The following is a 13,968-nucleotide window of genomic DNA, read 5'->3' as shown; positions in this document are numbered from 1 at the left end:
TGAATCTCATTAGATGTGTATGGCAACCAAAGTGATATGAAACGTAATACCATTGGTGAAGTTAGGGCAATATATCATTGATGACCCCTCCCTATTAGACTATATAGAATGTTTTTTACTGGGGAATGCGAACTTTTGCTTTCATGGTGGAAAGCCACTTCTATTTATTTTGAAATTAATTATTTAAATATACTAAATATTTGTTTACAACAGTGAAAATAAAAGTTATTATACAATAATAAAAGGAGGGCTAGGTATGGCAACGATAAATAAACAGAAAATTGTGGATAGTGTGCCTCAAAAAGGCTTTTTTGGAAACCCAAAAGGACTATTCACCCTTTTCTTTACTGAGTTCTGGGAGCGTTTCTCCTATTATGGCATGAAGGCCATTCTTGTTTACTATATGTATTACGAAGTTTCTAAAGGGGGACTAGGTCTTGATGAACCCACAGCCCTTGCCCTTGTATCCATCTACGGATCTTTAGTATATATGTCAGGTATAATTGGCGGATGGCTCGCCGATAGGATTTTCGGGACTTCAAAAGCCGTATTTTACGGTGGTATCTTGATCATGCTCGGGCATATTGTCCTTGCTGTACCTGGTAGTCTCTCCATGTTCTTTGTCTCCATGGTACTCATTGTTCTGGGTACTGGTTTATTAAAGCCGAATGTTTCCAGCATTGTCGGTGAAATTTACGCGGAAAATGACGAGCGCCGGGATTCCGGTTTTAGTATATTCTATATGGGTATCAACATGGGTGCATTCCTTTCACCGTTTGTTGTCGGTACAGTCGGAATGGACTACAGCTTCCATCTTGGTTTTGGACTTGCAGCAATTGGTATGTTGATTGGACTCATCGTCTTTGTTACAACAAAGAAAAAGAACCTGGGACTGGCTGGAACTCTTCCTGCGAACCCATTATCACAGAATGAAAAGAAAAAAGTATTCACTAAATTGGGGATAGCTGCACTTATCATAGCTGCCATCATCGGCATCACTGCTTCTGCAGGCATCTTAACGATTGAAACTTTTATTAATCTCGTAGGTATCCTAGGAATCGTTATTCCGACCCTATATTTTATTTTCATGTATCGCAGCCCGAAAACGACTTCTGTTGAACGTTCACGCTTGATTGCCTATATTCCTTTGTTTATAGCAGCTGTCATGTTCTGGGCGATTCAAGAGCAAGGTGCAACTATATTGGCAAGCTATGCAGACAAACGGACACAGTTGAACTTTGCAGGATTAGAAATAAACCCGGCATGGTTCCAATCTTTGAACCCTTTGTTCATCATTACCCTTGCACCAGTATTCGCCTGGTTATGGATTAAACTAGGAAAGCGTCAGCCGACCATTCCTCAAAAATTCTCAATAGGTCTACTGTTCGCCGGTTTATCATTCCTGGTGATCCTGCTTCCTGTTTATTTCAGTGGATCTGACGCATTAGTCAATCCGCTATGGCTTGTACTTAGCTATTTCCTTGTAGTGCTTGGAGAACTTTGTTTATCTCCTGTTGGACTTTCAGCCACTACAAAATTGGCTCCGGCCGCATTCTCGGCACAAACGATGAGCCTGTGGTTCCTGGCAAGTGCAGCAGCACAAGCACTGAACGCACAAATCGTTAGATTCTACACACCTCAAACCGAAATGGCTTATTTTGGAGTGATCGGTGTAGCTTCAATAGTCCTTGGACTTGCCCTGATGGCCTTATCACCAAAGATTCAAGGTTACATGAAAGGCATTCGCTAACACTTAGCAAGCAGTAAAAGAAAGATGACCTCTGAATAAAACGGGGTCATCTTTTTTGTTATATCTGGTGCACTGAAACTTCCTGTATGGGTGCTATATAGATTCCAAAAGTGATCAGTGGAATTTTTAGAAATGATACGGTTCTGTAAAATTTTCTTAAGAGGAAACAGATCGAAGGATTTCTAATATTGGTTCACCAAAGGTTACCGCCAATTAACGATTACGCCGCAAAACATGAATTGTATATTTTGATGAAGGCCAATCTGAGAAGTTTAATTTTTCATCAAATATCTACCAACCTCTGCAAGCTGTAAATGTAAAAAAGAGCATCCTTTATAGGACTGCTCTTTTTTCCGGTTGTAAGAACCTTTTCCTTTTTTGTTTTTAATAATACGGGTGGAGGGGTCAAACGCCCAACGCATTCGGCTATTTGTCATTTCACCAATGGTTTTCTTATTGGTTTTATTCGTTTTAGTCATTGTATATATTCCTACTTTCATAGTGATTTGAACAAAATTCTAGCTTTGCACACCTTTGTTTTTACTCGCAATAATTGAAGCCACAATTGCAAAGGGAAGTAAAAAGAAAGCCAGTATTCCATATCCAGCTCCTTCAAACCCTCTGATGTTCACAAAACCAATGTAAAACAAAATAATTGAAGTTATGACGGTTAATATGCCTGGTAGAAGCCTAACAAATAAAGATAAATGTAATTTCCTAAACCACCACGCTAAAAGTATTACTAGCATTCCAGGGACACAAGCAACCAGGAGGGGAACTCCCAACATCATGTTATAGCCTCCTTAAAATCATTATGTAAATAATACCATAATGAGTAAATTAATTCCTTTTTTATCGGTGAGGAGGCTTGGCAGACAGTCGGCGGAAAGGGAGCGGATTTCTGAAATCAACTGGACCAATGGCTGTGCATAAAAAAGTCAATTAAACATAATTATATATAACGATAGGTTTTTTATGGGTAGGAGGGAAGATATGGAGGGAAGGAAGTATAAGTATGAGCTACTATTGAGAAGCGCCAGGAAAGTCGGGTCCAAACCTAAAGGTATTGAAATGCCATCTTCACCTGTATGGAGTCCCAATCATATAAAATCAGCTAAGGATTGGATCGGCAGGAGCCCTGTTCTGGAACCGTATATTAATACATATCTTGGACTTAAAAAATAACCCCGTGAGTCATCAGGGGTTATTTTTAATTTACATTTGATAATACTTTTTTTACTGACGGACTATTCGGTGTCAACTTGTTCGAATGATAAGTTGGAATAACGACCTCGTGAGGCTGTGACTTACCAACCTTACTTGCGGATTTAAATAGTTTGGATTTACTATATTTTCTTTTAGGTAAAGACATCGTTATCACCTCTTTCCTTTATTTTACTTAATTTCTTCCTCAGATTCAACATCTTCCTCTTCTTGAATAGCCAAAGATGTGTGATATCTTCGGTATAATTCATATGTTAATGAAGCTAAGCCTGATACTAAATGGCCGTCATATTCATCAAAAATGGTTCGATAGCTCTTTAGGACAATGACATAAGTAATTAAGCATTCTTCCTCAGTCAGCAGATTTTCTTCGACGTTAATTGTATGGATCATAAAGTTTTTAAAGTGTATGTATCTATCATTCTCTTTATTGATAGGAAGCCCGATTCCTTTCACTTTTGCTGAGGGAAGAGATTTTTTAACAAGTTTAGGAGCTGAATAATTCTGTTTAAACTTGGTTTCCGTCACTATATCAAATTCAAAATGGGAGTCCCAATTATTTTTATAGTGATCTCTCATGTAAAAGAGCATTTCTTCAAGAAAGTCCTTATAGCTTGTATTATCCCTTTCAACTTCTAAAAACAATGATTTAAAATCCTCTTTTAACCAGTAAGAGAGAAGTCCGAATTTATCTTGTTGAATGGTCAAATTCTTAGCTACCTCGATGGCTTGAGATTCTCTTTCAACTTCGAGGGTCATGAATTTAAATCTTTTAACGCTCAATAGCGGGATTGGTATGAGTATAAAAAGGAAGAGCAGGATTAAAAAGTAACCGACATGTTCAAATATGATTTTTGCTTTTGGTGATTCCGCTAATGGTTTTAAAACCAGTGATGTAACGGTGGGATCCTTTTCAATGACTTTACTTTCCTTTACTTTTTCACTTTTACTTGATTGTTCCTGTTTCGACTCTTGAACAATACCAGCAGGTGCCTGAAAATAGCGAATAATTCCGGAGACGATAATTAGAACGAGCAGACTTATATAAGCAAAAGTATATAAAGTCCTGATCCAGTCTTTTCTGGTAGGGGAATCATACTCTTTTTCTATGCCTGACAAAACGGTTCACCTCTTTCCTTTTACCCTGATTATAGCAGAAATACCCAAAAATATTAAAAATATCTAGGTTAATCTATAGGTGTGTAAAACTGAAACAAAGGCTAATGATGATTTTTTGCCGTGCAGACAATGGAAGGAAATCAACATATGTACTCCATAATTCCAAAGTGCATTGTGAAGAAAGGAAGGAACCGGAAGGGCTCTGCCCTTCCGGTTCTTTATGAATCAGTTTGCTGCTGGGATCAACCCTTTATGAATGGAGACTTCCTGAATGGCACGGTAGACGGTTTCGACCATGAAATCGAGTTCCTTTTCTGACATGGAAAGGATCGGCATCATCGTGATGACTGGACCAAGTTCCCGAATGATCAGGCCATTTTCCCGTGCTGTATGGATGATTCCGGAAACGACGCTCTCTTGGAGGGTGAACGTTTCTTTTGTTTGGCGGTCTTTAACGATTTCTACTCCAATCATGAAACCGCGCTGGCGGATATCGCCGACTATCGGAAGTTCGTATAGCGTTTGCAGTTTTTCGGATAGATATTTTGATTTTTTCTGGATGTCTTTAATGAGATTGCGGCTTTCCATTAGCTCGATATTCTTCAGGGCCAGGGCACAGGCTAGCTGATTTCCTGTATAGGTGTGGCCGTGATAGAAGGTTTTATGTTCTTCTCTTTCCCCCAAAAAGGATTGAAAGATTTGCTCGGTCATGATGGTGGCTGCGAGTGGCATATATCCCCCAGTGATCCCTTTGCCCATGCACATGATATCAGGGACGACATCTTCCTGTTCGCAGGCAAACATTGTACCGGTGCGACCGAATCCTACGGCTACCTCGTCACAAATTAAGAGGATATTGTGCTTTTTGCATAATTGTTCGACCTCTTTCAAAAAGCCTTGGGGATGGGTTATGATGCCTGCTGCTCCCTGCACAAGCGGTTCGATGATCAATCCTGCAATTTCCTCTGATTGTTCTTGCAGTAATTTCTCCAGTTCCGTCAAGCAATGGTTTTTCACGGCTTCTTGATCTCCATACTCAGTCATGTGATAGGCATATGGTGAAGGAGCGGAAATCCGTTGAAATAAGAGGGGCTTAAAGATTCTATGGTATAGATCCATGCCGCCCACACTCACAGCTCCAACAGTATCACCGTGGTATGCTTCGTCAAGTGAGACAAATTTGTTTTTATTCTGATACTTGACGGGATCGATATTCTGCCAATATTGATAAGCGACTTTAAGGGCGATTTCCACAGCGGCAGATCCGGTGTCAGAGTAGAAGACTTTCGATAAAGAACCAGGAGTGATCTCTGCCAGTTTTTTTGCCAGTAAGATCGATGGTACATTCGCAGATCCCAGCAGCGTGGAGTGCGCTACTTTATTCACTTGTTCAATAAGTGCGCCGTTTAATTCCGGCTCGTTATGCCCGTGCACATTCACCCATAATGAAGCATAGCCGTCGAGATAGCGTTTGCCATCAACATCAATCAGGTAGCTGCCTTCCCCGCGCTCGATGATCAGCGGTTTACTTTCCCGATACGTTTTCATTTGAGTGAACGGATGCCATACATATTCCTTATCCCATTGTTCTAAATCCTGACTGTTCATGCTTTGAACACCTCTTTCAGTTGTTGGGTATAATCTTGTTCATCAAGCAAATCAAGAATGCAGCTCCTCAAGTCTTTTCTAACATCGGCCAGTGTTGGGATGCAGGCGAGGCCATTCAGCCCAGTCAGCTTTTCAATGGTTTCGATATTGTCTTGATGAATCCGATCTCCTGGCCTGAAATGGTTATACAAAATGGTTTTCACGTTTATATCATGAACTTGGGCATAAGAATGGGTCGTCACGACATCATGAATTGCCCCTAAACCGCTTGTAGATACGAAGAGGACTGGCATGCTGCAATCCCTTATGAAATCCGCCGTCATATAGAAACCTTCCGTTCGTTCAATAAGCGGCACAGCCAATCCGCCAGCGCCCTCGACTAATACGATGTCATACATTTCCTCGAGTTCATGAACCCTATCCACGACTTGCTTCTCATCGATTGGACTTCCGGTTAATTTAATCGCCAAATGTGGGGAGGTTTCGGGTTCCAGTGTGTAAAACCCTGATTCCTTTACACCGAGTTCCTGCTCAAACCAAGATATATCCGGGTATGTATTATTTTCCTCATTGATTCCAGTTTGAAATGGCTTGAATATCGTGACGCTTTTTCCCAATGTTTGAAGAGACAGATAGAGTGCACTCGTGACGATGGTCTTTCCAATATCCGTGCCAGTTCCGGTTATAAAGTAGGCTTGGCCCATGGATGATTCAGCTCCTTTACGTTTATATATTTTGCAATGCGGGGACGTACTTGTTGAATGATGACAGCACATAGAATGCATAGCATTAAATCACCGGGTACAGGTAATAAGAAGCCGTAAAGAATCGTTTGGTTGATTGAAAGCGGCGATTCCACAATCCACTTCATCGCACCATACAGCCAGATGCAGCCGAAAAGGTAAACTGTCAGCAAAGAGGCGGCATTAGCAAAGAATATGGAACGAATCGTGGAGAGGGAAAACCGGTTGATCAGCCATCCATTTACATAGGCTCCCAGTATATATCCGAGCAAATAACCGAAGGTGGGTTTGAATATATAGCCGAATCCCCCGCCTTCAGCAAACACGGGCACCCCGACAAGTCCGATTAAGACGTAGCATAACTGACTGAGCATCCCGAGCCGTGGCCCCAATAACGCGCCTGCCAAATAGACTGCCAGAATTTGTAGTGTGAATGGTATGTATGGGATAGGTATCTTAATAAAGGCGCCAATGGCAGTTAACGCGGTAAAAAGGGCCACATAAGAAATCGTCCTTGCTTTCAAGTTTTTAACCTCCTTTTTAGAAATGCCAGCATAATGCCCACTATTAGTTTGCCTGATTCCTATTTTATATGTCAACTAATTTGTAGTTTAGTTAACATATAAAGTTCCAGCTTTCTCAGGATTTAAAGAACAGACTAGGAAAATATTGAAAAAAGACCATTGAATAATATTTTGTTTGTATGTTATTATTCAATCGATATGTTAACTTAAAATATTTTAGGTTAACAAATTAAAAGGTCTATTTTGTCTGGAGAACTATTTAAACCGTTTTCATTACCAGGCATTGTTGATCTTGCTCCTTCCAAATTATTACTTAGTCACGGAATCAATAAACCGGTGATTCATCACACATTAATGGCAACACATCAGGAACAATAGATTTGATTTAGCGTGTGCAAAATTATCCAATCGGTTCTGGTAATTAAACGCGGAAGATTCATGGGAATGAATATACAACATTAAAAGAAAAGAGGGATTAGGTTTGGAAACATTGGTAAGGGATTGGAAGATGTTAGCAGAGAACGTTATCAAAGGATATAAAGTGACGGAGGAAGAGGCATTATCCATCGTACAAGCCCCAGACGAAGAGGTTTTGGAAATTTTGAATGCAGCCTATCTCATACGCAAGCATCATTATGGGAAAAAAGTTAAATTGAATATGATCATCAATACGAAATCAGGATTATGTCCTGAAGATTGCGGCTACTGCTCACAGTCGATCGTGTCGGAGGCCCCAATCGACAAATATGCTTGGCTGACTAAAGAAAAGATTGTCGAGGGAGCGCAAGAATCAATTCGTCGCAAAGCGGGTACTTATTGCATTGTTGCGTCTGGCCGTCGTCCGACCAACAGGGAAATAGATCATGTCATTGAAGCGGTAAAAGAAATCCGCGAAACGACGGATCTTAAAATCTGCTGCTGTTTAGGTTTCCTGAATGAGGAACATGCCGGCAAACTAGCGGAAGCAGGCGTTCATCGCTACAACCACAACTTGAATACATCACAGGAAAACTACAGCAAAATTACATCGACACATACATATGAAGACCGGGTAGATACAGTCGAAGCTGTGAAAGATGCCGGAATGTCCCCATGTTCTGGTGCCATTTTCGGTATGGGGGAATCTGAGGCGGAAGCGGTGGAAATCGCTCTATCCTTACGCAGCCTGGATGCAGATTCCATACCTTGTAACTTTCTCAATGCAATTGACGGAACGCCGCTTGAGGGAACTTCCGAGTTGACCCCCACTAAATGCCTGAAATTGATTTCGATGATGAGATTCGTTAATCCGAGTAAAGAAATCCGTCTGGCCGGCGGTCGTGAGGTCAATCTCCGTTCCATGCAGCCCATGGCACTTTATGCAGCCAATTCCATCTTCGTCGGCGATTATTTAACGACAGCCGGTCAAGAACCCACAGCGGATTGGGGAATTATCGAAGACCTGGGATTTGAAATTGAAGAATGTGCTCTTTAATTGGATTTTTTAAAAAAAACACCCTTAGGGTGTTTTTTTCAGTTTGTCGATAAAATACTGTCTTATGAGACCCTTACTGGTTGAAGAAATGAACTAAATGTTTTTTTTGAGGGTTTGTTAATATCGAATGTTGATTTCCTCTCCAGGCACTCGCTTTCCGCGGGCGGTCCGCCCTCGGCGCTTTGCGCCTGTGGGGTCTCCCTTGGCCACGCATTTCCCGCAGGAGTCTCGTACCCTCCGTTCCAATCAACTTTGTTTAAAAAATTCAGATAGAAACCCATTTTTCGACAAAGGAGGTTCGGATTGGGCTCATCCCCAACCATGATAATAAAACAAGACCAGATTATACTTAATGTTTTTTCCTGTAATCCTCATTGGATTGAAGAAATATGCGACACTCCTGCCGAAAAACTGGCTAGCCGAGACCCCGCAACCGCTTGCGGTGAGGAGGCTTGGCAGACAGTCGGCGGAAAGGGAGCGAATTTCTGAAATCAACTGAACACTTTTTTTGAAAAAACAGCAGGCAAACTCGCTCTTTATGGTTTTTTATTGTTTTATGAAACCCTTATTGGATTTCTGAAATCAACTGAACACTTTTCGTTTTCTTCGAAGTTGTCTATAGTCTGGGTGTTTTATGATTTTACTGTAAGCGGGCTATTGGTCTGTCAATCTTTACAAAAATAAAAAAATGATTGATAAGTGAAAATAATGAAAAAAAAATGCTAAATTGTAAGGAGAGGTTTTTTAAAATGAATTACCTGAATACAATAACATTTGCTGCATTGAGGTAAATGATTATGATATAGGGAAAGGATAAGTATTGGTAATATCAATAATGAGAGGATAGTTTTGTGTGATGCATATATTGCTGATTAGTTTTATTATTTTATTATTGCTATTAATATTTTATACTATTATCCCAACGGTGCTTATTCGTGTATGCAGTCTGGGAATAACAAAAAAAATCAATTCGAATAATGGGATAGCGCTAACTTTCGATGATGGCCCAAACCCTGAATATACAATAAAATTACTTGATCTTTTAAAAGAGCATCAGATAAAGGCCACATTTTTTGTTGTTGGCAGTAAAGTGAAAAGTAATCCTGAAATTATTAAAAGAATGCATGAAGAGGGACATACTATAGGGATCCACCATTTTCACCATGTTTCAAGCTGGGTGCTATCACCAATCCATCTACGGAAACAGTTGGAAATGACTGAAAAGGCGATAAATGAATGTACGAATGAAAAGGTGGTTTTTTATAGACCGCCATGGGGCCATTTTAATATATTCACCCCACTTTTCAGTAAGAAATATAGAGTGGTTATGTGGTCTGGCATCTTCGGGGATTGGAAAGTCGAAAAATGCAGAAATACTTTGCTTGATCAACTGCGAAGCACTTCAACAGAAGGTTCCATTCTGTTGCTGCATGACTGTGGTGAAACCTTGGGGGCGGATAAAGAAGCACCAGGCCATATGATTGAAATGTTAAAAATTTACCTACAGGAGAGTAAGGAAAAAGGAATACACTTTATTACTTTAAAAGACTTATAACTAATTCTGGGGGTATTATGAATATAGATACGCTTTTACATTTTATTGATTCATATGGATACCTAATCATTTTTCTTTTTTTGTTCTTCGGCATTGTGGGAGTGCCTGCTCCAGAAGAATCACTTCTATTTCTAATTGGGGTGTTGGTTGTCCAAGGTAAGCTCTCAATGGGTTTAGCAATGCTGTGTGCAATTCTTGGCGCCTTTATCGGAATGCTTGCAGCTTATGCATGCGGAAAATATGTGGGGTATCCATTTATAAATAAATATGGAAGATTCATTGGAATTACGAGTGAACGCTGGGAGAAAGCAAAGAAAAACTATACGGATAATGCACAAAGAACCTTAGTATTGGGTTTTTACATTCCGGGAATAAGACAAATTAGTCCATATTTTGCAGGAATCTCTTCAATACCCTTTCGGAAATACTTCCTATTTTCCCTCTTAGGCACTATACTCTGGACCGTCCCTTTTATAGTGGCCGGTTATTATGTGGGGGATGCTTTTAATGTTAATCCCAAATATGTTCCATATTTAGGTGTTGTATTTTTAGTTATTTTTGTACTATATGTTACTATCAAATACATCAAAAAGAGAAAACAAATGTCCAAAAGTTGAGTCGGCTCCTTAGTATAAAGCGTTGGAAATGAAAACATCCATTAAAGGAATTTTTTCAACGATATTGTAAGAGGAAGATATCATGAACTATAAATTTTCGTATTTTCAGAATGATTTCTTAGGAGATGACACATATGAAGAAGATTTTGTTTTTACCTCTCTTTCGAATGCAGTCGGGACATCATCAAGTTGCAGAGGCATTAATGGATATGTTAAAAAAGCATTCAAATGGGATTACCTATAAAAAAATCGATCTAATCAGTTATACCAATACCTCTCTAGAAAAAATCATTGTAAATAGTTATCTAACATGGATTCGTTATGCGCCGGAAACCTATAATGTTGCCTATAAGAATCTGTTTTATGTTCACTCGCCAAAGGAACGGATATTTAAATGGTATCAGCAATTATTCATGAATAAGATGGAACAATTGATAGCCGAAGAAAAGCCTGATTTAATTGTATGTACTCACGGTTTCCCTTCCTATCTTTTGAGTCAGTTAAAGATGAAAGGGAAGTGCAGCACACCGGTTATAAACGTGTACACCGACTACTTTATTAATAATGTTTGGGGAAGCGAAGGGATAGATGCCCATTTTCTTCCTAGTCAAGAAGTAAAAGAAAAGCTGATGAGTAAGCGTCAAATACCAAAACAAACGATGATGGTCACTGGCATCCCCGTGCACGAGGAAATCACCAAAAATGCCCGTGTACAAAGAAACACAGAACGACCAAAAATTTTGATATCCGGAGGAAACAGTGGTCTGGGAGGGATTTTGAACTTAGGTGATGAGTTGAAGAATTCAACCGACTTTGATTATTTAGTCCTTTGCGGAAATAACAACAAGCTTTATGAAGAAATCGATACATGGAACTTACCTCATATCAAACCATTGCCTTATATCTCATCAAGGTCTGAAATGAATAAGCTTTATGAAGAAGTTGACGCAATCGTTACGAAACCGGGCGGTGTCACGATTAGCGAGGCATTGAGAAAAAGGCTTCCCATTTTTGTTCATTCAAGGCTTCCCGGGCAGGAGGAAATTAATCTACAGTATTTAAAACAACAAGGACTTGTATTTAAACTTAATCAGAAAACGCCTTTTGAAAAACAATTGTTGAGTATATTGAAGGATCAGAAAAAAATGAAAAAATGGAACACATCCATGGAATCTTATCATAAGGAAATAGAGTTGGAGAAACCTGAGGGAATAGTGGAGGTCATGAAATTCATCCTTAATCTTAATCAAAATGGTACGCCTTCCTATCTAGCCCGACAGCCCAAACTTCTTTATAGCTGATCTCAGTAAGAAAGGCTTTTTATGCTAGTGAAGTCATTGACCATAGTTTGATGCATACTTAACAGGAAGGCTGCTGAATCAGTAGCCTTCCTGTTTAAAATGTCTCGCAAATGATAGAGCCTGTCTGAGAAATATCATAATCACCTAAAGCTTTGATTTCAGCTTGAAATGAATTCGATGATAATATGCGCTTAACAACGTTTATGAGCTGTTCGTTTTTCGGAGATTTTAAAATAACAAGGTCATAACGTTCTGTAATTAATGGGACAAAGTCAATTCCAACGATTTTTGCAGCTTTTTCAATTCCAACACCCACATCCGCTATCCCAGCAGAAACAGCTGAAGCCACACTTAAGTGGTTGGTCTCTTCGTTTTCATATCCCTTAAGATTTTTAGAAGATATACTGTGAATTCTTAGCTGCTCATCAAGAAGAATTCGTGCTCCCGATCCTCTTTCTCGATTGATGATGGCCAAGTCTTTATGTTTTAAATCAGTCCAATTTGTGAGGCCAAAAGGATTTCCCTTTTTAACATATAAACCAGCTTTCCTTGAAACAAGATTAAGTAAAATATAAGGATAACCCACCAAAATCTTTTTTATATAAGGAAGATTATATTCCCCAGTATCTCCATCAAACATATGCAAACTAACGATGTCGGAATCCCCATTGTACATGGATATAAGACCGCTTAGACTACCTGTGTTAGATCGTAATGTTTTATAGCTGGTGTCCTTCTGAATGTGTTGCCCTAGTATATCTAAAACCATGTCTTGACCGCTTATGACAAGGGAATCCTTCACTTCGTTTTTAGGGGAATCGGCAACAGGAACTGGGGATGTACTGGACTTATGGTTATTAATATACAACTCCAAGTCTTTTGCATCCATTCTCATCTGCCTTCCCACACGGAATACTGGGAGTTCCCCTTTTTTAACAAGATCATAAATTGTCAATTTAGATACCTTTAAAAGCTGTGACACTTCCTCGATCGTATAGGAAAGCTCTTTTGACATGTGCATCCCTCCGTTCTTTATTGTATCTTAGAGTCCTTAAAAAAGTAAATTCACAGCAAAAAATGCATTGATTAAAACCTTTTATACGTCTTATACTAGTTATAATTAGATATAACTAGTTATAACTAGTAAGAAAGGGAGAGTGACTTTGAAAAAAATATACCTTATGATTTTTTCGATAATGATGCTTGTGATAGTGAGTGCAGGGTGTTCAAGTGATGAAGAAAAAAGCGCAGAAAAGCAGACGCAACAAGCTGACGAGAAAGTGGAATTGACGGTTTCTGCAGCTGTAAGTTTGCAAGATGCCTTAAATGATATAAAAGAGTCTTTTGAAAAAGAGAATGCAAATGTGAAAGTTCATTATAACTTTGGAGCCTCTGGAGCTCTTCAGCAACAGATATCCCAAGGTGCACCTGTTGATCTGTTTTTCTCAGCTGCAGAAGATAAATTTGATAAATTAGTAGAGGAAGATCTTATTGAAGAGAAAAACGGAATCGATTTAGTCGGCAATGACCTGGTGCTGGTGGTGTCAAAGGATTCCAAAAAGGAAATCGGATCGCTGGAAGACCTCACAAAGGCCGCTAAAATTTCGATTGGCACTCCAGAGTCTGTACCGGCAGGGCAATATTCGAAACAAACTTTGGAAAACATGAACCTCTTTAAAGAGGTTGAAGATCGATTGGTATATGCCAAGGATGTCCGGCAAGTGCTTACATATGTGGAAACTGGAAACGTGGACGCAGGTCTCGTCTATAAAACGGATGCGCTCAACTCAACAAAAGTTGAAATCATTGCAACAGTCCAGGCAGATTTACACGATCCGATCATATATCCCGTCGGAATGATCAATGAGCTGGATCATGCCAAGGAAGTCAAGCTATTCTATGACTATCTCCAAACGGAAGCCTCCATGGAAATCTTTGAAAAATACGGATTTAAGAATTTGAAATAACCACCAATCTGGTGGTCTCAGTTTTGATAAAGGTTTATTAAAGAACGTCGATTTCCACTACAGGCACTCGCTTTCCGCGGGCGGTC

At 39.6% G+C, this 13,968-nt stretch carries 14 protein-coding genes; 7 read left to right on the top strand and 7 right to left on the bottom strand.

The genetic code is table 11. The features are described 5' to 3' along the window. Positions 1-256 precede the first annotated feature (256 nt). The gene (locus tag NYE63_RS25110; RefSeq protein ID WP_342603222.1) at positions 257-1,750 is read left to right on the top strand and encodes a peptide MFS transporter; all 1,494 of its coding nucleotides are present in this window, start codon (positions 257-259) and stop codon (positions 1,748-1,750) included. 272 nt (positions 1,751-2,022) lie between these two features. On the opposite strand, the gene arfA is transcribed toward NYE63_RS25110, so the two are convergent. Next, positions 2,023-2,229: an alternative ribosome rescue factor ArfA gene (arfA, locus tag NYE63_RS25105; RefSeq protein WP_342603221.1), complete on the bottom strand. Its 207-nt coding sequence runs from the start codon at positions 2,227-2,229 to the stop codon at positions 2,023-2,025. 39 nt (positions 2,230-2,268) lie between these two features. Next, positions 2,269-2,541: a YesK family protein gene (locus NYE63_RS25100; protein WP_342603220.1), complete on the bottom strand. Its 273-nt coding sequence runs from the start codon at positions 2,539-2,541 to the stop codon at positions 2,269-2,271. Between the two features lie 202 nt (positions 2,542-2,743). Between NYE63_RS25100 and NYE63_RS25095 the strand changes: the two genes are divergently transcribed. Next, the gene (locus tag NYE63_RS25095) at positions 2,744-2,935 is read left to right on the top strand and encodes a hypothetical protein (RefSeq protein WP_342603219.1); all 192 of its coding nucleotides are present in this window, start codon (positions 2,744-2,746) and stop codon (positions 2,933-2,935) included. 210 nt (positions 2,936-3,145) lie between these two features. Here the strand turns inward: NYE63_RS25095 and NYE63_RS25090 are convergent, their stop codons facing one another. The 4 genes from NYE63_RS25090 to NYE63_RS25075 all read right to left on the bottom strand — a co-directional run bounded on the left by NYE63_RS25090 (position 3,146) and on the right by NYE63_RS25075 (position 6,968). Then, entirely contained in the window at positions 3,146-4,093 is a 948-nt protein-coding gene (locus NYE63_RS25090; RefSeq protein WP_342603218.1) for a hypothetical protein, read from the bottom strand. Positions 4,094-4,318: 225 nt separating this feature from the next. After that, complete coding sequence (bioA, locus tag NYE63_RS25085) at positions 4,319-5,701, bottom strand: adenosylmethionine--8-amino-7-oxononanoate transaminase (protein WP_342603217.1); 1,383 nt, start codon at positions 5,699-5,701, stop codon at positions 4,319-4,321. Beyond that, entirely contained in the window at positions 5,698-6,405 is a 708-nt protein-coding gene (gene bioD, locus NYE63_RS25080; RefSeq protein ID WP_342603216.1) for a dethiobiotin synthase, read from the bottom strand. Before bioD ends, bioA begins: the two co-directional genes overlap by 4 nt. Further along, on the bottom strand, positions 6,384-6,968 hold the full coding sequence (locus NYE63_RS25075) for a biotin transporter BioY (protein WP_342603215.1): 585 nt from the start codon (positions 6,966-6,968) through the stop codon (positions 6,384-6,386). The genes bioD and NYE63_RS25075 overlap by 22 nt, the downstream gene beginning before the upstream one ends. Before the next feature lie 508 nt (positions 6,969-7,476). Between NYE63_RS25075 and bioB the strand changes: the two genes are divergently transcribed. From bioB to NYE63_RS25055, 4 genes are all read left to right on the top strand, one after another. Then, positions 7,477-8,442 (top strand): biotin synthase BioB, encoded by a 966-nt coding sequence (bioB, locus tag NYE63_RS25070; protein WP_063234977.1) that lies wholly within the window; start codon positions 7,477-7,479, stop codon positions 8,440-8,442. Positions 8,443-9,298: 856 nt separating this feature from the next. Beyond that, positions 9,299-9,997 carry a polysaccharide deacetylase family protein gene (locus NYE63_RS25065; protein ID WP_342605867.1) on the top strand — a complete coding sequence of 233 codons (699 nt, stop codon included), beginning with the start codon at positions 9,299-9,301 and terminating at the stop codon, positions 9,995-9,997. Positions 9,998-10,014: 17 nt separating this feature from the next. Next, complete coding sequence (locus NYE63_RS25060) at positions 10,015-10,614, top strand: DedA family protein (RefSeq protein ID WP_342603214.1); 600 nt, start codon at positions 10,015-10,017, stop codon at positions 10,612-10,614. Between the two features lie 134 nt (positions 10,615-10,748). Continuing rightward, positions 10,749-11,915 carry a glycosyltransferase gene (locus NYE63_RS25055; protein WP_342603213.1) on the top strand — a complete coding sequence of 389 codons (1,167 nt, stop codon included), beginning with the start codon at positions 10,749-10,751 and terminating at the stop codon, positions 11,913-11,915. Positions 11,916-12,009: 94 nt separating this feature from the next. Here the strand turns inward: NYE63_RS25055 and NYE63_RS25050 are convergent, their stop codons facing one another. Beyond that, complete coding sequence (locus NYE63_RS25050; protein WP_342603212.1) at positions 12,010-12,930, bottom strand: helix-turn-helix transcriptional regulator; 921 nt, start codon at positions 12,928-12,930, stop codon at positions 12,010-12,012. 148 nt (positions 12,931-13,078) lie between these two features. Between NYE63_RS25050 and modA the strand changes: the two genes are divergently transcribed. Further along, positions 13,079-13,882: a molybdate ABC transporter substrate-binding protein gene (modA, locus tag NYE63_RS25045; protein WP_342603211.1), complete on the top strand. Its 804-nt coding sequence runs from the start codon at positions 13,079-13,081 to the stop codon at positions 13,880-13,882. Positions 13,883-13,968 lie beyond the last annotated feature (86 nt).

The sequence above is a fragment of the Peribacillus sp. FSL E2-0159 genome, assembly GCF_038643155.1.
In the GTDB taxonomy this organism is placed as follows: Bacteria; Bacillota; Bacilli; order Bacillales; family DSM-1321; genus Peribacillus; species Peribacillus simplex.
This window is presented reverse-complemented; position numbering and strand designations above follow the sequence as displayed.

Bases quoted from the DNA above. Each gene is read 5' to 3' on its own strand.
- NYE63_RS25055 (WP_342603213.1), top strand. From the start codon at position 10,749: ATGAAGAAGATTTTGTTTTTACCTCTCTTTCGAATGCAGTCGGGACAT.
- arfA (WP_342603221.1), bottom strand. From the start codon at position 2,229: ATGACTAAAACGAATAAAACCAATAAGAAAACCATTGGTGAAATGACA.
- NYE63_RS25060 (WP_342603214.1), top strand. From the start codon at position 10,015: ATGAATATAGATACGCTTTTACATTTTATTGATTCATATGGATACCTA.
- NYE63_RS25065 (WP_342605867.1), top strand. From the start codon at position 9,299: ATGCATATATTGCTGATTAGTTTTATTATTTTATTATTGCTATTAATA.
- NYE63_RS25110 (WP_342603222.1), top strand. From the start codon at position 257: ATGGCAACGATAAATAAACAGAAAATTGTGGATAGTGTGCCTCAAAAA.
- bioA (WP_342603217.1), bottom strand. From the start codon at position 5,701: ATGAACAGTCAGGATTTAGAACAATGGGATAAGGAATATGTATGGCAT.
- bioD (WP_342603216.1), bottom strand. From the start codon at position 6,405: ATGGGCCAAGCCTACTTTATAACCGGAACTGGCACGGATATTGGAAAG.
- NYE63_RS25100 (WP_342603220.1), bottom strand. From the start codon at position 2,541: ATGATGTTGGGAGTTCCCCTCCTGGTTGCTTGTGTCCCTGGAATGCTA.
- NYE63_RS25095 (WP_342603219.1), top strand. From the start codon at position 2,744: ATGGAGGGAAGGAAGTATAAGTATGAGCTACTATTGAGAAGCGCCAGG.
- bioB (WP_063234977.1), top strand. From the start codon at position 7,477: ATGTTAGCAGAGAACGTTATCAAAGGATATAAAGTGACGGAGGAAGAG.
- NYE63_RS25050 (WP_342603212.1), bottom strand. From the start codon at position 12,930: ATGTCAAAAGAGCTTTCCTATACGATCGAGGAAGTGTCACAGCTTTTA.